The sequence below is a fragment of the Gaetbulibacter sp. S0825 genome (assembly GCF_011777505.1).
In the GTDB taxonomy this organism is placed as follows: domain Bacteria; phylum Bacteroidota; class Bacteroidia; order Flavobacteriales; family Flavobacteriaceae; genus Pontimicrobium.
On sequence record NZ_JAATJT010000003.1, the window covers coordinates 600,409 to 624,413 of the forward strand.

At 33.3% G+C, this 24,005-nt stretch carries 21 protein-coding genes and 1 tRNA gene; 7 read left to right on the forward strand and 15 right to left on the reverse strand.

All coding sequences use genetic code 11. The features are described from left to right. Window positions 1-114: 114 nt before the first annotated feature. Together fbaA and accD are read left to right on the forward strand one after the other, a co-directional pair. Window positions 115-1,182, forward strand: coding sequence for a class II fructose-bisphosphate aldolase (gene fbaA, locus HB672_RS13995; RefSeq protein WP_167770133.1), 1,068 nt, complete (start codon window positions 115-117; stop codon window positions 1,180-1,182). A 51-nt stretch (window positions 1,183-1,233) separates the two neighbouring features. Next, window positions 1,234-2,091, forward strand: a complete 858-nt coding sequence (gene accD, locus HB672_RS14000; RefSeq protein ID WP_167770213.1) for an acetyl-CoA carboxylase, carboxyltransferase subunit beta — start codon at window positions 1,234-1,236, stop codon at window positions 2,089-2,091. Window positions 2,092-2,145: 54 nt separating this feature from the next. Here accD and HB672_RS14005 read toward each other — a convergent pair whose 3' ends face one another. Beyond that, the gene (locus tag HB672_RS14005; RefSeq protein WP_167770134.1) at window positions 2,146-3,006 is read right to left on the reverse strand and encodes a hypothetical protein; all 861 of its coding nucleotides are present in this window, start codon (window positions 3,004-3,006) and stop codon (window positions 2,146-2,148) included. Window positions 3,007-3,209: 203 nt separating this feature from the next. Here HB672_RS14005 and rpsO point away from each other — a divergent pair, with 203 nt between their 5' ends. The 5 genes from rpsO to rpe all read left to right on the forward strand — a co-directional run bounded on the left by rpsO (window position 3,210) and on the right by rpe (window position 8,191). Beyond that, window positions 3,210-3,479 carry a 30S ribosomal protein S15 gene (rpsO, locus tag HB672_RS14010; RefSeq protein WP_167770135.1) on the forward strand — a complete coding sequence of 90 codons (270 nt, stop codon included), beginning with the start codon at window positions 3,210-3,212 and terminating at the stop codon, window positions 3,477-3,479. Between the two features lie 200 nt (window positions 3,480-3,679). Then, window positions 3,680-5,926 carry a polyribonucleotide nucleotidyltransferase gene (locus tag HB672_RS14015; RefSeq protein WP_167770136.1) on the forward strand — a complete coding sequence of 749 codons (2,247 nt, stop codon included), beginning with the start codon at window positions 3,680-3,682 and terminating at the stop codon, window positions 5,924-5,926. 148 nt (window positions 5,927-6,074) lie between these two features. Next, window positions 6,075-6,449, forward strand: a complete 375-nt coding sequence (locus HB672_RS14020; RefSeq protein ID WP_167770137.1) for a hypothetical protein — start codon at window positions 6,075-6,077, stop codon at window positions 6,447-6,449. Window positions 6,450-6,535: 86 nt separating this feature from the next. After that, window positions 6,536-7,399: a sigma-70 family RNA polymerase sigma factor gene (locus tag HB672_RS14025; RefSeq protein ID WP_136842664.1), complete on the forward strand. Its 864-nt coding sequence runs from the start codon at window positions 6,536-6,538 to the stop codon at window positions 7,397-7,399. Between the two features lie 132 nt (window positions 7,400-7,531). Next, complete coding sequence (gene rpe / locus HB672_RS14030) at window positions 7,532-8,191, forward strand: ribulose-phosphate 3-epimerase (protein ID WP_167770138.1); 660 nt, start codon at window positions 7,532-7,534, stop codon at window positions 8,189-8,191. 15 nt (window positions 8,192-8,206) lie between these two features. Here the strand turns inward: rpe and HB672_RS14035 are convergent, their stop codons facing one another. From HB672_RS14035 to HB672_RS14100, 14 genes are all read right to left on the reverse strand, one after another. Further along, window positions 8,207-8,632, reverse strand: a complete 426-nt coding sequence (locus HB672_RS14035) for a CBS domain-containing protein (RefSeq protein WP_167770139.1) — start codon at window positions 8,630-8,632, stop codon at window positions 8,207-8,209. A gap of 88 nt (window positions 8,633-8,720) precedes the next feature. Then, the gene (locus tag HB672_RS14040; RefSeq protein ID WP_167770140.1) at window positions 8,721-9,569 is read right to left on the reverse strand and encodes a zinc-dependent peptidase; all 849 of its coding nucleotides are present in this window, start codon (window positions 9,567-9,569) and stop codon (window positions 8,721-8,723) included. An 88-nt stretch (window positions 9,570-9,657) separates the two neighbouring features. Continuing rightward, window positions 9,658-9,731 (reverse strand) — tRNA-Arg (locus HB672_RS14045). A 6-nt stretch (window positions 9,732-9,737) separates the two neighbouring features. After that, a complete protein-coding gene (locus HB672_RS14050; protein WP_167770141.1) occupies window positions 9,738-10,187 on the reverse strand; it encodes a GatB/YqeY domain-containing protein in 450 nt (149 codons plus the stop codon). A gap of 138 nt (window positions 10,188-10,325) precedes the next feature. Continuing rightward, window positions 10,326-12,236: a cell division protein FtsZ gene (gene ftsZ, locus HB672_RS14055; RefSeq protein ID WP_167770142.1), complete on the reverse strand. Its 1,911-nt coding sequence runs from the start codon at window positions 12,234-12,236 to the stop codon at window positions 10,326-10,328. A gap of 33 nt (window positions 12,237-12,269) precedes the next feature. Beyond that, window positions 12,270-13,595, reverse strand: coding sequence for a cell division protein FtsA (ftsA, locus tag HB672_RS14060; protein ID WP_167770143.1), 1,326 nt, complete (start codon window positions 13,593-13,595; stop codon window positions 12,270-12,272). 3 nt (window positions 13,596-13,598) lie between these two features. Then, entirely contained in the window at window positions 13,599-14,321 is a 723-nt protein-coding gene (locus HB672_RS14065) for a hypothetical protein (RefSeq protein ID WP_348272565.1), read from the reverse strand. After that, window positions 14,308-15,660 (reverse strand): UDP-N-acetylmuramate--L-alanine ligase, encoded by a 1,353-nt coding sequence (gene murC, locus HB672_RS14070; protein WP_167770144.1) that lies wholly within the window; start codon window positions 15,658-15,660, stop codon window positions 14,308-14,310. Before murC ends, HB672_RS14065 begins: the two co-directional genes overlap by 14 nt. Beyond that, window positions 15,657-16,754, reverse strand: coding sequence for an undecaprenyldiphospho-muramoylpentapeptide beta-N-acetylglucosaminyltransferase (murG, locus tag HB672_RS14075; protein ID WP_167770145.1), 1,098 nt, complete (start codon window positions 16,752-16,754; stop codon window positions 15,657-15,659). The genes murC and murG overlap by 4 nt, the downstream gene beginning before the upstream one ends. Continuing rightward, window positions 16,754-17,950: an FtsW/RodA/SpoVE family cell cycle protein gene (locus HB672_RS14080; RefSeq protein WP_167770146.1), complete on the reverse strand. Its 1,197-nt coding sequence runs from the start codon at window positions 17,948-17,950 to the stop codon at window positions 16,754-16,756. Before HB672_RS14080 ends, murG begins: the two co-directional genes overlap by 1 nt. Next, window positions 17,950-19,284 carry a UDP-N-acetylmuramoyl-L-alanine--D-glutamate ligase gene (gene murD / locus HB672_RS14085; protein WP_167770147.1) on the reverse strand — a complete coding sequence of 445 codons (1,335 nt, stop codon included), beginning with the start codon at window positions 19,282-19,284 and terminating at the stop codon, window positions 17,950-17,952. The genes HB672_RS14080 and murD overlap by 1 nt, the downstream gene beginning before the upstream one ends. Beyond that, window positions 19,284-20,525 (reverse strand): phospho-N-acetylmuramoyl-pentapeptide-transferase, encoded by a 1,242-nt coding sequence (gene mraY / locus HB672_RS14090; RefSeq protein WP_167770148.1) that lies wholly within the window; start codon window positions 20,523-20,525, stop codon window positions 19,284-19,286. The genes murD and mraY overlap by 1 nt, the downstream gene beginning before the upstream one ends. After that, complete coding sequence (locus HB672_RS14095; protein WP_167770149.1) at window positions 20,526-21,989, reverse strand: UDP-N-acetylmuramoyl-L-alanyl-D-glutamate--2,6-diaminopimelate ligase; 1,464 nt, start codon at window positions 21,987-21,989, stop codon at window positions 20,526-20,528. Then, window positions 21,986-23,995 carry a penicillin-binding protein gene (locus tag HB672_RS14100; RefSeq protein WP_167770150.1) on the reverse strand — a complete coding sequence of 670 codons (2,010 nt, stop codon included), beginning with the start codon at window positions 23,993-23,995 and terminating at the stop codon, window positions 21,986-21,988. Before HB672_RS14100 ends, HB672_RS14095 begins: the two co-directional genes overlap by 4 nt. Between the last annotated feature and the right edge of the window lie 10 nt (window positions 23,996-24,005).

Consider the following 24,005-nt stretch of genomic DNA (forward strand, 5'->3'; position numbering starts at 1 on the left):
TTTACTAAAACGATTGCGCAAACTTTTTGATTTTTTGGGTCTTCTAGCAAACCCATTTTGATTAAAATTTATGTAGTTTTGTATTTTACAAATCATCTACAAAAACATCATAAAATGGGACATAACATTAAAGCTGGAGTAGCAACTGGAAAAGAGGTACAAGAAATTTTTAAACTAGCCAAAGAAAAAGGGTTTGCATTACCTGCTGTAAATGTTGTTGGTTCGAATAGTATTAATGGTGTTTTAGAAACCGCAAGAGATTTAAACGCACCTGTAATCATCCAGTTTTCCAATGGAGGTGCACATTTTAATGCAGGAAAAGGATTATCTAACGAGAATCAAAAAGCTGCCATTGCTGGTTCTGTCGCTGGTGCAAAACATGTACACTTACTAGCAAAAGAATATGGTGTCCCTGTAATTTTACACACCGATCATTGTGCAAAAAAACTATTACCATGGGTAGATGGCCTATTAGATGCAAGTGAGCAACATTTTGCAAAAACTGGCAAGTCACTATATAGCTCGCACATGATTGACTTATCGGAAGAACCTATTGAAGAAAACATAGAAATATGTAAAACATATCTTCAACGCATGAGCAAAATGGGGATGACACTTGAAATTGAATTAGGCATTACAGGAGGTGAAGAAGATGGTGTGGATAATACAGATGTAGATGATTCAAAACTATACACCCAACCAGAAGAAGTTGCTTATGCTTTTGAAGAATTAAGCAAAATTAGCAACCAATTTACCATTGCAGCAGCTTTTGGAAATGTACATGGTGTTTACAAACCTGGAAATGTAAAACTAACACCAAAAATTTTAAAAAATTCTCAAGAATATGTATCTAAAAAATTTAGTTTAGACCATAACCACATAGATTTTGTGTTTCACGGTGGCTCAGGTTCTACCGTTGAAGAAATTAGAGAAGCCATTGGCTATGGCGTTATAAAAATGAATATTGATACAGATATGCAATATGCGTTTATGAGTGGCATTAGGGATTATTTTAAAACAAATGAAGCCTATTTACAATCGCAAATTGGAAACCCTGATGGCGATGATGTCCCAAACAAAAAATATTATGATCCAAGAAAATGGCTACGTGAAGCAGAAAATTCTTTTGTTGAACGCTTAAAGAAAGCATTTGAAGATTTAAATAATGTAAATACATTATAAAATTTATGTAGTTTTGCATTCATACTAACTAATATAACTTAGATGAGTAAAATGGCTTGGTTTAAACGTAAGGACAAAGGAATCCAAACTCCCACAGAAGCAAAAAAAGATACTCCAAAAGGATTATGGTACAAATCTCCTACTGGAAAAGTAATTGATACCGAAGAATTAGAAAAAAACTATTATGTAAGTCCAGAAGATGGTTATCATGTTCGCATTGGCAGTAAAGAGTATTTTGAAATCCTTTTCGATGATAATAAATTTAAAGAACTAGACGAAAAGCTAGAATCCAAAGACCCTTTAAGATTTACCGATAATAAAAAATACACAGATCGTTTAAAAGCAGCTAAAGAAAAAACAAATCTAAAAGATGCTGTACGTACAGCTGTTGGAAAATCCAAAGGAAAAGAACTTGTTATTGCATGTATGGATTTTAGTTTTATTGGAGGGTCTATGGGAAGTGTTGTAGGTGAAAAAATTGCACGTGCCGCAGATTATTCTTTAAAAAAGAAATTACCTTTTATGATTATTTCAAAATCTGGAGGTGCACGTATGATGGAGGCTGCATTATCTTTAATGCAATTAGCAAAAACATCTGCAAAATTAGCTCAACTTGCTGATGCAAAAATTCCATACATTTCACTATGTACAGACCCAACAACTGGTGGAACGACAGCATCGTTCGCAATGTTAGGAGACATTAATATAAGTGAACCTGGAGCGTTAATTGGATTTGCAGGGCCTCGTGTTGTTAGAGATACCACAGGGAAAGAATTACCTGAAGGTTTCCAAACCGCTGAGTTTTTACAAGAACATGGTTTTTTAGATTTTATAACTCATAGAAAAGACCTTAAAGACAAAATCAATCTTTATATAGATTTAATAACAAATCAACCTTTAAGAACATAAAAAAAGCGAGCCAGTTGGCTCGCTTTTTTTATAACTACAAAATCAAAAACCTACTTATCTAAGTGTAATATCTCTTACGGTACCATCCTCGAAAGTAAAAGTCGCTTGATTATCGCAATCGCCATCTCCATAATCAAAAACACCTGCAAAATTTGTGCGCTCTACATCTATAGAACCACTTACAAAAAATCGACATATAACTTCTCTTCTTAATGGATTAGTCACTTCGTACGAATGCGTGTTTCCGTTTCTAAAATTCGATGTCCAGTTTCCAGTAACTTCAAACACATTATCGCTCCAAACTCCGCTTCCATGTCCTTCTACCCATTCTCTAACTTTTGTTCCTACTCTAGATGCTTCAACCTCATCAGGCCAAACAACCGTAATATCTACTGTTTTGGTAAATTGAGGATTTCCATTAACATTAGAACGTTCACGCAAAATAGTTTTTCCTCCGAAAATATTTTTATCATTAAAATAAAAATCTTCAAACGTTTTAGTAATCAAAATCTCCCTAGCTTCTGGATCTCTAGTATAAGATAAAATAATTTTACCCTTTAAAATATTGTTTCTCACTTCACATCCTTCAGTTCCAAAATCAATAGTTAATTCTCTATAATTTTGTTGAGCAACAACTGTAATGGTTACACAGTCAGGTAGTGTAAAAAATTCATTACCATTGGTAGTTCTACCTGAAGTATCTTCATTAACTTCTTGTTCTTCATAAGCATCAATAGCAATATCATCCATAGTCTCTAAAGCAACATCCATTTCGGCTGATAATGCCACTTCAGTAGAATTAAGGTCTTGTTCTAAATTTTCAATAGGTTCATTATCACTACATCCAAAAAAGACAAGTGTAAGACCTAATGATGCCACTAACATTTGTTTCGTTACATTTAATTTTTTCATCATTGCAAATTTTAAGTTTATATATGTTAAGACTTTCTTAAAATGAAATGGTTTAATTGTTTTAAAAATGACTGGCAAAAATTATTACGTTTTAAGATGTAAAAACAGGCCTAAAAAAATTGCAAGTCTCTAATTTTTACTATCTTTGCCGCTTGAATACGAAAACCGTAATCAAGTACATAAAAATCATTTACAATAATATTAGCATGTATTTAACAAAAGAAGCTAAAGAGAAACTCTTTAAAAAACACGGTAAAGATGCAAAAAACACAGGTTCTGCTGAAGGACAAATTGCATTATTTACTCACAGAATTAATCACTTAACTGAACACTTAAAAAACAATCGTAAAGATTTTAATACTGAGCGTTCACTAGTAAAATTAGTAGGTAAGCGTCGTGCTCTACTAGATTATTTAACTAAGAAAGATATCTTAAGATATCGTGCCATAGTAAAAGAATTAGGATTAAGAAAATAATTAAAAAGAGGCTTTACGCCTCTTTTTTGTTTTAATATAACTCGAGCGCAAGAGTTTAAACTGCGCATTGAAGAAGCTAAATATAGTTTTTCATTGGTCAGACACTTAGGTGTCACACAACAACTACAACAACACAACGACCATTGTTTAACAGTGTTCTGACAATAATTAAATCGTCAGTAACTAGAATTAAAAAATTTATGATTCCACAAGTTTTTAAAGAGGTCATAGACCTAGGGGACGGTAGAGAAATTTCTATCGAAACCGGAAAATTAGCAAAACAAGCTCATGGTAGCGTTGTTGTGCAATCTGGAAAATGTATGTTATTATGTACAGTTGTTTCCAATTACAAACAAGCAGATGTCGACTTTTTACCATTAACGGTAGATTATCGTGAAAAATTTGCTGCTGCTGGACGTTATCCAGGAGGTTTCTTTAAAAGAGAAGCAAGACCTAGTGATGGTGAAGTATTGACTATGCGTTTAGTAGACCGTGTTTTACGTCCACTATTCCCAAAGGATTATCACTCTGAAACTCAGGTGATGATACAATTAATGTCACATGACGAGAATGTTATGCCAGATGCTATGGCAGGTTTAGCCGCTTCAGCAGCTATTCAATTAAGTGATTTCCCATTTGAATGCCCAATTTCCGAAGCGAGAGTTGGTCGTGTAAATGGTGAGTTTATAATCAATCCAACACTTGCACAATTAGAAGAATCTGATTTAGATATGATGATTGGTGCTTCTGCTGATTCAGTTATGATGGTTGAAGGTGAAATGGATGAGATTTCTGAAGAAGAAATGGCTGATGCCATTAAGTTTGCTCACGAAGCAATTAAAGTTCAATGTGCTGCTCAAGTTAGACTAGCTGAAGCATTTGGAAAGAAAGAAGTACGTGAGTACGAAGGAGAAAGGGAGGATGAAGAATTGGCAAAGAAAGTTCATAATATGGCTTATGATAAAGTATATGCCATAGCAAAAGCTGGATCTTCTAAACATGAAAGAAGTGCTGCATTTGAAGAAATAAAAGAAGAGATAAAAGCCACTTTTTCTGAAGAAGAATTAGAAGACTTTGGTGATTTAGTATCTAAATATTATCGTAAAGCTGAAAAATCTGCTATTCGCGATTTAACCTTAAACGAGGGCTTACGTTTAGATGGTCGTAAAACAGATGAGATTAGACCAATTTGGTGTGAAGTTGATTATTTACCTTCAACACATGGTTCTTCAATCTTTACACGTGGAGAGACTCAAGCTTTAGCTACAGTAACTTTAGGAACATCTAGAGATGCAAACCAAATAGACATGCCATCTCAAGAAGGTGAAGAACGTTTTTATTTACATTATAACTTCCCTCCTTTTTGTACTGGAGAAGCTAGACCAATCCGTGGAACATCTCGTAGAGAAGTTGGACATGGTAACTTAGCGCAACGTGCTTTAAAAGGCATGATTCCTGAAGATTGTCCTTATACAGTTCGTGTGGTAAGTGAAGTATTAGAATCTAATGGTTCGTCTTCTATGGCAACTGTATGTTCTGGTACAATGGCACTTATGGATGCTGGTGTACAAATGACAAAACCAGTTTCTGGTATTGCCATGGGATTAATCTCTGATGCAGATTCTGGAAAGTACGCTGTATTATCTGATATTTTAGGTGATGAAGATCATTTAGGAGATATGGATTTTAAAGTTACTGGTACGGCTGATGGTATTACAGCTTGTCAAATGGATATTAAAGTAAAAGGATTATCATACGAAATTTTAGTGAATGCATTAAAACAAGCTCGTGAAGGTCGTTTACATATCTTAGAGAAATTAACGGATACTATTGCACAACCAAATGCTGAAGTTAAGGAACACGCACCAACTATGGTAACACGTCGTATTCCTAATGAGTTTATTGGTGCTTTGATTGGTCCAGGAGGTAAAGTCATTCAAGAATTACAAAAGGAAACTGATACAACTATTGTTATCAATGAAGACCCAGTGACTGAAGAAGGTATTGTGGAAGTTCTTGGTGTAGGCAAAAAAGGTATTGAAGCTGTAATGGCTAAAATAGACTCTTTATTGTTCAAGCCAGAAGTTGGAAGTATTTACGAGGTTAAAGTAATTAAGATGCTTGATTTTGGTGCTGTTGTAGAATATACCGAAGCTCCAGGAAACGAAGTATTATTACACGTAAGTGAATTAGCTTGGGAACGTACTGAAAATGTAAGCGATGTTGTGAATATGGGAGACGTTTTTGATGTAAAATATTTTGGAATAGATAAACGTACTCGTAAAGAGAAAGTATCTCGTAAGGCGATTTTACCAAAACCAGAAGGTTATGTAGAAAGACCACCAAGAGATAATAATCGTGGACGTGATAATCGTGGACGAGATAACCGAGGTAGAGATAATCGTCGTGACGATAGAAGACCTAGAGAAGGCAAGAAAGAAGAATAAAAAATCCTTCTATCTACTATAACTATAAAACCTCTCAATTAATTTTGAGAGGTTTTTTTGTTTAAAAACAATCGTTTGCAAGCAATAACAAAACGTTTAAGTATCAATAAAATTTGTAAATCCAATAAATTTCGTTATATTATGAGCTATGACATTTAACGACAAAGAAGAGTATTCAGATTTTTTAGAAACCTCAGTAAATTACTTGCAAAATTTGGGCTACCAAAATATCAAGGCAGATATGAAAGGTTACGAAACACCAAAATCATATCACAAAAAAGGTAGTGATATTACAATAACACCCGATATTGTAGCCGAAAAAGAAGGCAGAAAGCATATTTTTGACATTAGTTTAAAAACCTCTAAAACCAATTTGTTGAAATCGAAATGGTTATTTTTAAATACGCTAAGTGTAATAAAATCTCATAATTTTAGGCTAATTACTACTCGTGGTCATTACAAATTCACTGACGAAATGCTTAGTGATATTAATTTAACGGACAAAAAATTAATTAAAATTTAATTTTTTGTAACATTTTAGTAACATTTCACGTATAACTATACGACAGGAGTATTAATCCCAATAAACTTAAAACAGGAGACCTTTAGATGAGACAACTTAAAATTACGAAGCAGGTTACTAATAGAGAAACTGCATCGTTAGATAAATACCTACAAGAAATAGGAAAAGTTGACTTAATTACAGCAGACGAAGAAGTAGAGTTAGCACAACGTATTAAAGCAGGAGACCAAATTGCTTTAGAAAAATTAACAAAAGCTAACTTACGATTTGTAGTATCTGTAGCTAAGCAATACCAAAATCAAGGACTTACTTTACCAGATTTAATTAATGAAGGTAATTTAGGTCTTATAAAAGCCGCACAACGATTTGATGAAACCAGAGGTTTCAAATTTATATCGTATGCAGTATGGTGGATTCGTCAATCAATTCTTCAAGCATTAGCTGAACAATCACGTATTGTACGTTTACCACTAAACAAAATTGGTTCTATTAATAAAATTAATAAAACCTATGCATTCTTAGAGCAATCACATGAGCGCCCACCAAGTGCCGAGGAAATTGCTAAAGAATTAGACATGACAATAAACGACGTTAAAGAATCTATGAAGAATTCTGGACGTCATGTATCAATGGATGCACCTCTAGTAGAAGGTGAAGATTCTAACCTTTACGATGTATTACGTAGTGGTGAATCTCCAAATCCAGATAAAGATTTATTACACGAATCGTTACGTACAGAGATTGAAAGAGCTTTAGAGACGTTAACACCTCGTGAAGCAGATGTAATACGTTTATACTTTGGTTTAGGCAATCAACACCCAATGACTTTAGAAGAAATTGGTGAAACTTTTGACCTTACTAGAGAACGTGTTCGCCAAATAAAAGAAAAGGCAATTCGTAGATTAAAACATACATCTCGTAGTAAAATTTTAAAAACTTACCTAGGATAGTTATATTTATCCTAATAAACGCAACAAACAGTTACATAACTGTTCGTTTTTTGATTGATGAAAGAACCCAGAGCTGATTACTCTGGGTTCACTTTTTTACACTATTTTTGCCAAAAGACATATTTTTATAAAATGAGTAAATTAATAGCACCTTCAATTTTAGCAGCCGATTTTTCAAACCTTCAAAGAGATATTGAAACAGTAAATAATAGTGATGCTGATTGGTTTCATATTGATATTATGGATGGTGTATTTGTACCAAATATTTCTTTTGGGATGCCTGTTTTAGAAGCTATTACAAAACATGCAAAAAAAACTATTGATGTTCATTTAATGATTGTAGATCCTGATAGATATATTAAAACCTTCGCTGCTTTAGGAAGCAATATACTTACAGTACACTATGAAGCTTGTACACATTTACATAGAACACTTCAAGCAATTAAAGCAGAAGGAATGAAAGCTGGTGTGGCTCTAAATCCGCATACAAATGTGAGCCTTTTAGAAGATACTATTAATAATATTGACCTAGTGTGTTTAATGAGCGTTAACCCAGGTTTTGGAGGACAAAGTTTTATTGAAAACACTTACAATAAAGTTGAACAATTAAAGGAATTAATTGTACGTAAGGGTGCTTCAACTTTAATTGAAATTGACGGTGGCGTCACCAATAAAAACGCCAAAGCACTTGTTAATGCAGGAGCTGATGTACTAGTTGCAGGTAGCTTTGTATTTAAGAGTTCTAATCAAATAGAAACTATTAAAGACTTAAAAACCCTTGCTAATTCCTAAAAATTTTTAGGACAACTATTCATCGAATTGCGTTAGTAAATAATTTATTAAATCGGTAGTAGTTACAATACCCACCAATTTATTATTATCAACCACAGGAATAGCATGAAACTCTTTTTTTGCTAGAATTTCTGCTACTTCTTTAATAGTAGTTTTAGATGTAACACTTATTAAATTTTTAGCCATGACTTGTTCTATCGTAAACATATTGTATACGATGGTGTCTACATAATCTTCAGTTTCATCAACAGCATCAGCGAAACTAATACGTAATAAATCTGTAAGACTTAACATTCCTTTTATGCTTTTTCCACTAACCACTGGAATATGTCTAATATGATTTTGCTTAAATAAACGTTCAGCAGTTTCTAAAGTATCCGATGTATTTAATGTAATAACATTCTTTGTCATTATTGCCGAAATTGGTGTTCCTCTTTTCATCATTCTAGGTTTTATATTTACCTTTAAAGTTAACTAAGAAGAGGTTTTTAAATTATGACAAAAGTCATGTAGTAAGAATAAACAAGCATTAATATTTAGCATAACTAAAGTTTAACATCTGTTTTACTTTAAGATAAATACTTGGAAATTGTGTTTTAAACTCAACTGGTGTCTCAAAAAAATATTCAATTAACACTGCAAGAAATTCAAATTGATTGGTATACGCATACTCCCTAAAGTATCTAGAAGCTATTAACTTATCCCTCATTGGCTTACTATTAGAAAGTATCTCTGTTAATTCCTTAAAAGAATCTTTAAATATCGTTGAACTGACATCTCGTTCTTTTAAACTGTTTAAATGTATGGCGTGTGCAAATTCATGGATGCCTAAATTTAAATTATCATCACCAATATTGTAACCATGCATAAAATCCTCCCATGAAAGTACTAAGGATTTTAACTTAGGATTAAATTCTCCTTTATGATAATCGTCATTCGTTTTAGAATAAAAGGATTTTGGGTAAACAAATATCTTATCAATTAAGCCAATGTAAAAATCTCTAAAACCAAAAGTAAGCATTATAGCTGTTGCCGAAATCAACACTTTAACTTGATCGTCTATTCTTAATTCATCTCTTCCAATGAAGGTTTTATCTTCTATAAAACAAGCCACACGATGCTCAAAATATCCTTTTTCCTTTTTTGATAACCTACCATAAAACAAAAAATCCTTTAATATTAATTTTTGTTTTGGTGTAAGCCTTTTTTTAATTGGGTAAAAATGAGTGAAAAAAGGTTTTTTATAACGCATCACTCTTGCCATTTCAAGCATTCTAAATCCATAATAAAGCATCATGATTAAAAGTGCCAACAAAAATATGGCAATAATAATGTTATTGGAAGGTGTCTCTTGGATTAAGAAATGGGGTAGCGTCATATTACAAAGTAACGCAATTATAAATTGATAATTGTTTAGCTACTCAATAAAAAAGAGCGCCCTAAAGCACTCTTTAATTTAAATAATGTGACTCCTCAGGGATTCAAACCCCGAACCGCTGGAGCCGAAATCCAGTGCTCTATTCAATTGAGCTAAGGAGCCCTAATTTTATATCAATTTTGACTTAACAATAGTAGATATAGTCTTACCATCGGCTTGTCCTGCTAGTTGCTTACTAACGACTCCCATAACTCTCCCCATATCCTTCATACCATTTGCTCCAGTACTTTCTATTACTTGTACTACTATTTTCTCTATATCTTCTTCACTCATTGCTTCTGGCAAGAACTGTGCAATAATTTCAGCTTCAGCTAGTTCAGGTGTTGCAAGATCTTCACGACCTTGCTCTAAAAATATGGCAGCACTATCTTTTCGCTGCTTTACTTGTTTTTGAAGTAGTTTTAATTCTTGCTCTTCCGTAAGTTCACTAGCTGCGCTACTTTCAGTTTTTGCCATTAAAATGGCAGATTTCACTGCTCTTAATGCTGTTAATGCTGTTTGGTTTTTTGCTTTCATTGCTTCTTTCATAGAAGTCATGATTTGATCTTGTAAACTCATATAAATAATTATTTTAGGTTCTGCGAAGATACTAAAAAAGTAAGCAAGAAATATTTAAGGAAAGAACAAAAGAAAACCCTAAAAACTTGAGGAAAATTTTTAGGGCTTTAGGTTAAATACTAAAATTCTCGCTATTAATTAATCTACATTATCGTGTAAAAAAGAATTATTACTTCTTAATTGAACATCGTCGTTATCATCCATACCAATAGACATTCTAGATGCATTAGTCTCGGATGAATGCTGTACATCATTTAAGTCTACTCCTTGCCTTTTATAAGCTGGCTCTTTTTCTATATCGTCAATTTTTGCATTGTTGAATTTATAATTAAACTCTTTCATTTTTTTACGACGCTCATTAGCTCTCTCTTTTAAGAGTTGAGAAATCGGGCTGTTTATAGGGTCTAATTCATCTCCTAAATCTTCCTCTGTTTCTTCTTGAATAGTTTTCTTTTCAAAAACTATTTCATCTTCAACTTCTAAAACAACTTCTTGCTTTTGTTCTTTTTCATTAATGGCAGATTCTAAAACAATATAATCGTCAAGTGCATATTTAGTTTCGCCATCTTTATTTGCTTCTGTTACAGGGATTAGCTCAACATAGTCTTTTACAGACATATCTTTTACCTCATCATCTAATTCGAAAGTGATTTTTTCACTTACAGTTTCTATTTCCTCTATCTCCTTTTTTTGTGTAGACAAAGGCAAATCAAAAGTTAACATAATTTGCTCTTCCTGCACTTGCTCTTCTTCTACAGTTTCTTCAGTAGTTATTTCATTTATAATAAACTCCGTATCATCTACATTTGCAAGAACTTCATCGTACACTACATTAATATTTTTAATGATTTCGGTAGTAGGAATCAAGTTCATATCATGACGCTCTTCGTCTTCATCAACCAATGTGTGTATTACTTTTTCTTCCTTTACTTCTTTTTCTAAAATAATATCTGGTGTAATGATAGCTGGCTCTTTATCCTTAGATAAATCCTGATCCATGCTTTGATCTTCTTCTAAAGAATGTATTACTTTTTTTGTTTCTGTATTAGAAATTTCATTTTGCTGTTCTACATCAAAACCTGTTGCAATAATGGTTACTGAAATTGCTTCTGCTAATGCTTCGTCTTCACCAACTCCCATAATAATATTCGCGCCATAACCAGCTTCGGCTTGAATATGATCATTGATTTCACCAATTTCATCAATAGTGATTTCTTGAGAACCCGAAACGATAAGCAACAATACGTTTTTAGCTCCTGTAATTTTATTATCATTTAATAATGGTGAATCCAGTGCTTTCATAATCGCTTCTTGAGCACGATTAGATCCTGAAGCACTAGAAGAGCCCATAATGGCTGTTCCACTATTACTCAATACGGTTTTAGCATCTCGTAAATCGATGTTTTGTGTGTAGTGATGTGTAATTACTTCAGCAATACCTCTAGAGGCTGTTGACAGCACTTCATCTGCTTTAGAAAAACCAGCTTTAAAACCTAAGTTTCCATAAACTTCTCTTAGTTTATTATTATTAATTACAACTAAAGAATCTACATGTTCGCGAAGCGTTTCAATACCTTTTTGAGCTTGAGCAATACGAATTTTTCCTTCAAACTGAAATGGCATCGTTACAATACCTACAGTTAAAATGTCCAGCTCTTTTGCCATTTTTGCAATAATTGGAGCAGCTCCTGTACCTGTTCCACCACCCATTCCAGCAGTGATAAACACCATTTTTGTATTGGTATCTAACATGCGCTTTATATCTTCAAGGCTTTCTACAGCGGCTTGTTCTCCAATCTCTGGATTTGCTCCTGCTCCTAATCCTTCGGTAAGGCTAACGCCTAATTGAATTTTGTTTGGAACTCCACTGTTGTTTAGGGCTTGTGCATCTGTGTTGCAGATTACAAAATCTACACCTTTAATTCCTTGTTGGAACATGTGATTGATAGCATTGCTACCTCCACCACCAACACCAATTACTTTAATGACGTTGGATTGATTTTTTGGCAAATCGAATGTAATGCTCCCAATGTCTTTGTTGCTACTCATAAAATTAGTTTTTACTGGTTTCTTTTATTTTGTTTACTCAGCGTTATCTAAAAAATCTTTAACGCGTTCGGTTAATTTATCCAGAAAAGATTTTCGTTCTTTTCTAGGTTGTTCAATGGTTTGTTCTTGTTCGTTATCATCTAGTACCTCACTAGCTTCAAGGGTAGCTTGTGCGACACTTTCTATTCTTTTTTTCTCTTGACGTTTTAGACCATCCATAACCAACCCAACTGCTGTCGCAAATAAAGGACTCGTTACTTCATCATCACTTTCTCCTGCCAAGTGCTCATTTGGATAGCCAATTCTGGTATCCATTCCAGTGATATATTCTACCAACTGTTTTAAATGTTTTAATTGACTTCCACCTCCTGTTAAAACTATTCCTGCTATTAGTTTCTTTTTTTGTTCTTCATGACCATAGTTTTTTATTTCAACATATACTTGTTCAATAATTTCTACGACTCTTGCATGAATAATTTTTGACAGGTTTTTTAATGTAATTTCTTTTGGTTCTCTACCTCTAAGTCCTGGGATAGAGACAATCTCGTTATCTTTATTTTCTCCAGGCCATGCAGAACCAAATTTAATTTTTAGTAATTCGGCTTGCTTTTCTATGATTGAGCATCCTTCCTTAATATCTTCGGTAATAACATTTCCTCCAAATGGAATGACTGCTGTATGGCGAATGATTCCATCTCTAAAAATGGCTAAATCAGTTGTTCCACCTCCAATATCTATAAGAGCAACTCCTGCATCTTTTTCGTCTTCGCTCAATACTGCATTCGCAGAAGCTAAAGGCTCTAAAGTGATACCTTCCAGTTCCAATCCTGCGCTTTTAACGCATCGTCCAATATTTCTAATAGAAGACACTTGACCAACAACGACATGAAAATTTGCTTCAAGCCTACCTCCATACATACCTATTGGCTCTTTTATTTCGGCTTGTCCATCAACTTTATATTCTTGCGGTAATACATGGATAATTTCTTCTCCTGGAAGCATTACCAATTTATGCACTTGATTGATTAATCTGTCTATATCGTCTTCGTCTATTACTACTTCAGAATTTGATCTTGTTATATAGTCACTATGTTGAAGACTTCTAATATGTTGTCCTGCAATACCAACCGTAACTTCATTAATTTTCATCCCTGAAGCTGCTTCGGCTTCTTGTACTGCTTGCTGAATTGACTGTGTTGTTTGCGTAATATTATTTACTACACCTCTATGAACTCCCAAACTCTTAGATTTTCCAATACCTAGAATTTCTGCTTTTCCATATTCATTTTTGCGTCCAATCATGGCCACAATCTTTGTGGTTCCAATATCTAGTCCAACCGATATATTATTACTCTCCATAATTTACTTTTTAGTGCAAACAACTTGATTATCAAACTGCAAATTCACTTTACTATACTTACTTAGCATATCATCTTTTTTCGCTTTTTGATAAAATGCTTTTAAATTGCTTATTTTGTTATCTAGTTTATCTAGATTTCCCAACCATATTTCAAAATCGAAAGCTCTTGTTTTTAAAACAAATGTTTCATCTTCGTTTTGATAAATCTCTACAACATGAGTCTTTAAAAATTGGTCATTAAAAATTTTGTCAGCAATTATGTACACATTGCTTAATTTATTTTTTTTAACATGACCTGTTACTAAAGGCACACGAGCTGTATGAAACGTAGATAAAGGCATAAACGCGCCTTCATCATCTATATAATATGACGCATTTGTGCTTACTCTAGCTATTGGTTTTCGCTGTAAAATATCAGCTCGAACCTCGCCATTAACAGTAAGATGCACTTCTGCGGTTTTGATCATTGGATTAGATTTTAGGGCACTTTCTATATCATTCAAATCTAAAATTTCTTTAGCCATGTTTGGAAGCTCTTCGTTATTTTGTATTAACAATTTATTAACCGATGCCTCGGTCATGAATAAATTATTTTCACCAAGAAAATTCACCTTTATTTCTGCGATTTTTCTTACATTATTTCTAAAAGAAGAAAACACAAAAACAAAGCTCACCAAAGCAATTAAACCCAATCCTTTTATGTAATTCCAGTTAACTCGCAACACTTAATTGTTCTTTAATGTTATTAACTTCTACTCCAATATCTCCAGCACCAAGAGTAATTATTATTTGTGCGTTACTTTTTTTAATTTCAGACACAATATTTTCTTTACTTATCAATGCCTTATTTGGGTTTTTAATTTTATTTAATAACCAATTTGAATTAACGCCATCAATAGGCAATTCTCTCGCTGGATATATCTCTAACAGTAAAACACTATCGAATTTTGATAAGCTCTCTGCAAATTCATCAATAAAATCTCTTGTTCTACTAAATAGATGTGGTTGAAAAACCACCAACACTTCTTTGTTTGGATACATTTCCCTTACAGCTTGATGCACGGCATTTATCTCTTCAGGATGATGAGCATAATCATCAATAAATACAAGCTCTTCTGTTTTAATTTGATAGGTGAACCTACGTTTTACACCTTTGTAAGATGCTAATGCGCTGGCAAGGCTATAAGGAGCGCAACCTAATTCTATAGCCATTGCCAGTGCTATTAATGCATTCGACAAATTATGTCTACCTGGTAGGTTAAATAAAAAATCTTTAATATGTTGACTAGGTGTTTTTACATCAAACACGTAGCTTCCTTCTTTTATTCTAATATTAATTGCTGAATAGTCTGCATCTTCATCTACTGCATAAGTAATTCCATTTATTGGCAACCCCTTTTTAACAAACAGTTTTCCATTTGGTTTTAATTTCTTAGAAAAATCTCTAAAGGAATCATCTAAAGCTTCTTTCTTTCCATAAATATCTAAATGATCTGCATCCATCGAAGTAATACAAGCCAAGTCTGGTGACAAGGTTAAAAATGAACGATCAAATTCATCAGCTTCAACAACAGATACTCTAGTACCTTTTAAAATGAGGTTTGAGTTATAATTCTCTGTAATTCCTCCAAGAAATGCTGTTACTTCTACACCACATTCAGCTAGTAAATGACCTAAAATACTTGTCGTGGTTGTTTTGCCATGAGTTCCTGCAACCGCCAAACAATAAGTATCCTCAGTAATTAAACCTAATACTTGTGAGCGTTTTAAAACCTTAAAATTATTATCTCTAAAATAATTTAACTCACTATGTTCCTTTGGAATTGCTGGTGTATAAACCACAAGCGTTTTTTGGGAGTCTAAAAAGTTTTTAGACACATTATCTAAACTATCTTCAAAATGCACATCTATTCCTAATGTTTCCAACTCACTAGTAAGTTCTGTTTGTGTTTTATCATAGCCAGCAACTTGTTTCCCACTAGCAACAAAATATCTAGCAAGCGCACTCATACCAATGCCTCCAATGCCAATAAAATAGATATTATGTATGCTATTTAAGTTCATTTACTTTTTAAAAGTTTTTCTACTTCGTCTGCTATATCCTTAGTTGCATTTATTAATGCTAATTTTTTAATATTATTACTTAATAATTCTTGTTTTTCTTTAGAGTTATTTAAGAGTTTGAACTTGTTTTCAAAATCAACATCTAAATCTGCTTCTTTAATCAAAATAGCTCCATCTTTTTCAACAATAGCGTTTGCATTTTTTGTTTGATGATCCTCAGCTACATTTGGTGAAGGAATAAATATTACTGGCTTCCCAACAATACATAATTCTGACACGGAACTTGCTCCTGCTCTAGAAATAATTATATCTGCGGCAGCATAAGCCATATCTATTCTATTTAAAAAAGCATGGACTTGTACATCTTTAATATCTCCATTAATCTTATAATCTTGATAATATAATTTTCCACACTGCCAGATAATTTGCACATTTTGCTCATGAAAAAAATCTAATTTTTTCACTATTAATTCATTAATTCTCCTTGCACCTAAACTACCACCCAAAACAAGTAATGTAACCTTGTTATGCTTTAATCCAAAAAAATCTTTTGCTTCAATAGATTTATTATCCAAGCTGAGTAAATCTTGTCTCACGGGATTTCCTGTTTTAACAATCTTATCTTTTGGAAAAAATCGTTCTAATCCATCATAAGCAACACATACTTTATTCGCCTTTTTAGATAGTATCTTATTGGTAATCCCAGGATAAGAATTCTGTTCTTGTATTAAACTTGGAATACCCTTTGAAGTGGCCACTTGCAATAATGGTCCACTAGCAAAACCTCCTGTACCAATAGCAACATCTGGCTTAAATTGCTTAATTATTTTTCGAGACCTCAATAAACTAGCAATAAGTTTAAAAGGAAATGATAGATTTTTTAAAGTCAATTTTCTTTGAATTCCAGAAATCCACAACCCTTCAATGTTATATCCAGCTTGCGGTACTTTTTCCATTTCCATTTTATCTTTTGCTCCAACAAATAAAAACTCAGCGTTTGGATAACGCTGTTTTAACTCATTTGCAATGGATATAGCAGGATAAATATGTCCTCCTGTACCACCTCCAGATAATATGATTTTATAGTTACTCATTATATTGTCTCACTTAAAATTTCAAGTGGATTATCTTCTCTTTCTTCTTGTTCTTTAATTTCTTGTCTTCTTGCACTAACACTAAGTATGATGCCAATTGCCAAACAGGTAATCCAAATGGAAGTTCCACCACTACTTATTAATGGTAGTGTTTGACCTGTAACTGGAAATAGCTCTACAGCCACAGCCATATTTATAAGCGCTTGAAATACTATTGGAATCCCAACTCCTATCACTAAAAGCTTACCAAAAATAGTGTCGGCCTTATGTGACGCTATTACTATTCTAAACAACAATAACAAGTAAAGTGTCATTAAAAACAACCCTCCTATTAAACCATACTCTTCAATGATAATTGCAAAAATAAAGTCGGATGATGACTGTGGCAAAAAGTTCTTTTGAGTACTTTTTCCTGGACCAACTCCTTTTATATATCCTGATGCTATTGCTATTTTTGCTTTTTCTATTTGATAATCAGCCTCAGTATCTTCACCGTTTGCAAAATTTTCTATTCTACTTGCCCAAGTATCGATACGATTTGGCATAACATCTGGAAATGCTTTGGCAACCAAAATAAATAGCGCAAAAGCCGCAACACCTGACAATAGAATTAACAATAAATATTTAACAGGATAACCTCCTAAGAATGCCAATGCAATTACCATTGTAAAAATGATAGCTGTTGTTGAAAAATTAGCTGGTAATATTAACACCAAAACTAAAAATACTGGGAACCATAACGGTAAGATTGTTTCTTTAAACGTGACTGTTTTATCTTTTATTTTTGATAAATACCTAGCTACATAAACCATTAAAACTACAGATGCCAAAGTTGAGGGCTGAAACGTAAAACCAACTATTGGTACTTTTATCCAGCGCTTTGCATTTGTTAAACTTTCGGTGGTTTCTGGTTGAAACATAGTAGCAGCCAACAATACTAATACTACTGGAATCATAACCATTGATAATCCGCGAAAATATCTATAAGGCACTTTGTGTACACCATATATAATCGCAAAACCTAGAAATAAATGCACAAAATGTTTAACAAAATAATTAAAGGTATTTCCATCACCGCTTATGTACGCCAAATTACTAGCTGCACTGTACACAGGAAGGAATGAGAATATTGCTAGTAATGCTGCAATAGCCCAAATTAACCTATCTCCTTTTAAATTGTTAAACAATAATTGCATTATAATTTTCTTACTGCATTTTTAAACTGACGTCCTCTATCTTCATAATTTTCGAATAAATCAAAACTTGCACAAGCTGGTGACAAAAGAACATTATCTCCAGCTTCAGCAATTTTATAAGCTATTTTCAATGCTTCGCTCATAAACTGAGTTTCAACCATTATCTCTACCATATTACCAAATGTTTCAAAAAGTTTTTTGTTATCCACACCCAAACAAATAATAGCTTTTACTTTTTCGTTTACAAACGGAAAAAGCTGTTTATAATCGTTGCCTTTATCTACTCCACCTACAATCCAAACGGTTGGTGCTTCCATACTTTCTAAAGCAAAATATGTGGCATTCACATTAGTTGCTTTTGAATCGTTTATGTATTGCACTTTATTAATACGCAATACATTTTCTAAACGATGTTCTGCGCCTTGAAAATTCTCAAGGCTTTCACGTAATGTGTGACTTCTAATTTTAAGCAAATGCGCAACCGTCGAGGCTGCCATTGCATTTTTAATATTGTGCTTTCCCTCTAAAGCTAAGTTTGCTGTTGGCATAATTATATGGCTATTATCAATTAATATTTTTATGTTGTTATTTTCTAAATACGCTCCTTGTTCCAATTTCTTTGTTAATGAAAATGGCAATAATGTTGATTGAATTGGATGTGATTTTAGATAGTTTGTTATGTCTTTATCATCAGCATCATAAATCAAGTAATCTTCTTTGGTTTGATTCATCGCTATTCTAAATTTTGAAGCGATATAGTTTTCAAACTTGTAATCATATCTATCTAAATGATCAGGAGAAATGTTTGTAATAATGGCAATGTGCGGTTTAAATGTTTTTATTCCATCTAATTGAAAACTACTCAACTCTAAAACAAAATGCTCATAACTTGAGTCTAACACTTGCTTTGCAAAACTATCACCAATGTTTCCTCCCATAGCTGCTTTTAAACCTCCTTGTTTAAGTATATGGTGTGTCCACATGGTCGTGGTAGTTTTACCATTGCTACCTGTTATTCCAATAATATTAGCCTTTGTGAATTGTGATGCAAATTCAATTTCGGAAACAACCGAAATATTATTTGCTAACAACTTTTGCACTAAAGCCACTTTATCTGGAATTCCAGGGCTTTTCATTACAACATCAGCATTTAGAACTTTAGATTCTGTATGCTTTTCTTCTTCCCATTCAATCTCATTATGTATAAGAACTTCTTTATATTTTTCTTTAATTTTTCCTTTATCAGAAACAAACACATCATATCCTTTTTCATTTCCCAATAGTGCTGTTCCAACACCACTTTCTCCTGCTCCTAATATCACTAGCCTTTTCATTAGCGAATTTTCAAGGTCACTATTGAAAGGATGGCTAGCAGAATACCTACAATCCAAAACCGTGTTACAATTTTACTTTCGTGATATCCTGATTTTTGATAATGATGATGCAAAGGCGACATCTTAAAAATGCGCTTTCCTTCACCAAATTTTTTCTTTGTGTACTTGAAATAGCTTACCTGTAGTACAACTGATAAATTTTCGGCTAAAAAGATGCCACATAACAGTGGAATAAGCCACTCTTTACGAACTGCAATTGCTATTACTGCTATAATTCCGCCAATAGTTAAACTTCCTGTATCTCCCATAAACACCTGAGCTGGATATGTATTATACCATAAAAATCCAATAAGCGCCCCCACAAATGCAGCGATATATATGGTGATTTCCTCAACACGAGGTATATACATAATGTTTAAGTAATCTGAGAAAATGATATTACCAGAGACCCAAGCAAAAATCCCAAGAGTTAAAACAATAATTGCTGATGTTCCTGCTGCAAGTCCATCGATACCATCTGTAAGGTTTGCTCCATTAGAAACTGCAGTAATAATAAAAATTGCTGCTAGGATAAAAATTATCCAAGCATATGGTTTTAAGCTAGGGCTTATCCAAGTTATTAAACTGGCATAATCAAACTCATTACCTTTTACGAAAGGTATGGTTGTTTTTGTTGATTTAATTTCGTCTTCAAATAATTTGGCTTGTGGTATGGTAGGGTTTTCAGCTAGTAATTCTTGCTGTTGCGCAATTGGCAGTTTTTCCTTAATGGTCACATCATTATTAAAATATAATGTTGTGCCTACGATTATTCCGAGACCTACTTGACCTAATATTTTAAATCTTCCTTTTAAACCTTCTTTATCGTTTTTGAATTTTTTAATGTAATCATCGATAAACCCGATAATCCCCATCCAGATTGTTGTAATTAACAATAAGATGATATAAATATTATCAAGTTTTGCGAATAAAAAAACAGGAATTAAAGTGGCAAGGATAATGATAATTCCACCCATAGTTGGTGTTCCCGCTTTTTCAGCTTGTCCTTCTAGACCCAAATCTCTAACAGTTTCACCAACTTGTTTTTTTTGTAAAAATTTAATGATACGCTTACCATAAATAGTAGAAAATAACAACGACAAAATTATAGCCATAGCTGCCCTAAAGGATAAAAACCCAAACAAGGATGCGCCTGGAAACTGAAATTCTTTTTCTAAATATTCAAATAAATAATACAGCATTTATTTTTGTAATTGTTTTAAAAATTCTTCAACTATTTTATAATCATCAAAATTGGTTCTAACACCATTAATTTCTTGATAGGTTTCATGACCTTTTCCTGCTATTAGGATAATATCGTTTGCATTTGCTAACTGACAAGCCGTTTTAATGGCTTGATTTCTATCTACAATCGACATTGTTTTTTTAAAGTTTTGTGGCTGTACGCCAACTTCCATATCTTTAATTATTTGCTCAGGATTTTCGGTTCTAGGGTTATCACTAGTAAAAATGACTTTATCACTTAAAGCTGATGCGATATGAGCCATTTTTGGTCGTTTAGTTTTATCTCTATCACCTCCACAACCAACAACAGTTATGAGCTCTTCATTTTTAGTACGAATACTATTAATGGTTTCTAACACGTTCTTTAAAGCATCTGGTGTATGTGCATAATCAACTATAGCAGTGATTTTTTCATCAGAAATTAAGTATTGAAATCTCCCACTAACACTATCTAACTCACTCATTAAACGAAGCACCTCAACACTTTCTAAGCCTAATAAATCTGCAGTTCCATAAATCGCTAATAAATTATAAGCATTAAAATTGCCTATTAACCTAGTCCAAACTTCATTATCATTTATTTTTAAAAACAAACCGTTCAATTGGTTTTCTAAAATTTGAGCTCTATAATCCGCAAAGCTTTTTAGTGCATATGTGTATTTTTTAGAAGCCGTATTTTGTAACATTATAGCTCCATTTTTATCATCAACATTCACTAATGAGAATGCTGATTTTGGGAGGTTGTCAAAAAATGATTTTTTTACATCACGATATTCAGCGAATGTTTCATGATAATCTAAATGGTCGTGTGTGAGATTTGTGAAAATCCCACCTTCAAAATGAAGACCCTCTGTACGCGATTGATGAATACCATGAGAGCTTACTTCCATGAAGCAAAACTCAACGCCTTCATCATTCATTTCACTTAAATACTTATTTATAGTTAAGGAGTCTGGTGTTGTGTGAATAGTTTTATATTCTTTTTCGTCAACTAAAATTTTTACAGTTGACAATAATCCAACTTTATAACCTGCTTTTTTAAAAAGTTGATATAATAGTGACGCTATAGTTGTTTTACCATTAGTGCCAGTAACACCAACTAATTTTAAGTTCTCTGATGGTACACCATAATAATTGGAAGCCATTATCGCTAAGGCTTTAGAGGAGTTATCTACCTTAACATAAGTGACACCCTCAATAGTCATGTCTGGAATTTGCTCACAAATAATGGTATTAGCTCCTTTCTCTATGACCTGTTCAATAAAGTCATGTCCATCTACCACACTTCCTTTTACTGCAACAAACACATCATTTTTAGATACTTTTCTAGAATCGAATTGAATGCTGTTAATAGACACACTTGTATCACCCACAACAGCGTCGAGGGTTACTTTATACAGTATGTTTTTTAATTCTATCACGATAATTCTAAGACTATTGTTTGTTTTGGCTTAAGTTTTACACCTGAGGATACCGATTGTTTCACAACTTTTCCGTTACCTTTTAAGCGTACTTTCATTCCCATATTTTCCAGTAACACAATAGCATCCATTGCTGGCATACCTTTTAAATCTGGCATTATGGTTTTATAAGTTTGCGCAACATCATAATAGGCTTCAAAACTCCTATCAACATCAACATGCATTTCTTCTAAATTTTCAACAGCATCAATAATTGGCGTGTCTGTATATATTTTTTGTGCTATTTTCTTGAATACAGGACCAGATACATCCGCACCATAATAACCCACCTCTTTATCAGGTTCATGAATTACGACAATACAAGAATACTTAGGATTTTCAACTGGAAAATAACCAACAAATGAAGAGATATAATTAAGTTTATCTTTATCTACATAATCCTTCTGGCAAGTGCCTGTTTTTCCAGCCATCGAAAAATTATCAGCATACAAACCATTTCCAGTACCATGTTTCTTTTCAACAACATTTGCTAAAAGTTTTTGGAGTTTAGCTACCGTTTCCTTAGAGCATATTTGCTTATTAATCACATCTTTGTCAAACGTTTCAACAGAGTTACCATATTCTTTCACCTCTTTTAGGAATCTTGGACGGACCATTTCACCATCATTAGCAATGGCATTATAAAAGGCAAGTGTTTGCATTGGCGTAAAAGACACACCATATCCGTAAGCCATCCACTCAAGTGCTATACCGCTCCAGCGATTATTTTTAATTCTAGGATCAGGAATTATAGGTTTACCCTCGCCAATTATTGGTAAATCCAATGTATTTTGAAGGTTCATATCATATAAACCATCCACGAATTTCTTAGGGTTATCCTTATAATTATTATGAATTGCCTTAACAATTCCAGTATTTGAAGAGACCTCAAATGCCTTTGCAACAGAAATTTTACCATAACCTCCATTTTTAGAATCTCTAACCTTTTTTCCATAGAATGTTAAAATTCCATTTTCAGTATCAACAACTGTAGAAGTGTCTATTACTTTATCATCTAATGCAACTGCTAAAGCCATAAGCTTAAATGTAGAACCAGGCTCATGTGATTCTCCAACAGCATAATTAAGTTTTTCATAATAAGTACCTTTTGACGTACGCCCAAGGTTAGATATAGCTCGTATCTCTCCCGTTTTAGTTTCCATAACCACTACAGAGCCATGATCTGCTTTATATTTTTCTAACTGTTCTAATAAAGCATGATGTGCAATATCTTGAATATTTACATCTATAGTTGTGTATACATCGTACCCATCTTGAGGCTCGACTTCGTTTGCATCACTTACAGGCTTCCATTGCCCTTTACCTATTTGTTGCTTTAATCGTCTACCATTGGTTCCTCGTAAATACTGCTCTCCAAAGGCACCATCTATTCCTGGACGTGTTACATTACCTTCTTCATCCCAACGCTCATAACCTATCGTACGCTCTGCAATGCCACCCATTGGGTGTTCGCGTTTTGTATTCTGCTCCACAATTAGCCCACCTTTAAAAGCACCCATATTAAGTAACGGAAAGTTTCTGAATCGTAAATAATCTGAATACCCCAGGTTACGAGCCAACAGAAAATACCTATTCTTGTCTTGCCTTGCTTTACCTATGGCTTTTTGGTAATATCCTGAAGTTTTACCATGAAATTTAGCAAGCGAATCACATAAAGGCTTTAAATATTTTTTGAAATTTTTAGCAGAAGGCGTTAAAGCATCTATTCTAATATCATATTTTGGAACAGAGGTCGCCAACAAACTTCCATCGGCTGAATACAAATTACCTCTATTTGCAGGAATGTCAACTGTTTTTAATGATCTTTTTTCAGCTAAACCTCTATATTGTTCTCCTTGAACAAACTGAATATTTACAAGTTTAAACACCACAAGAAGCGCGAAGATGAACAAACATCCCGCTACAAAATACAATCGTTTTAATATGTTCTTCTCGGTTACTGCCAAAACTGAACTT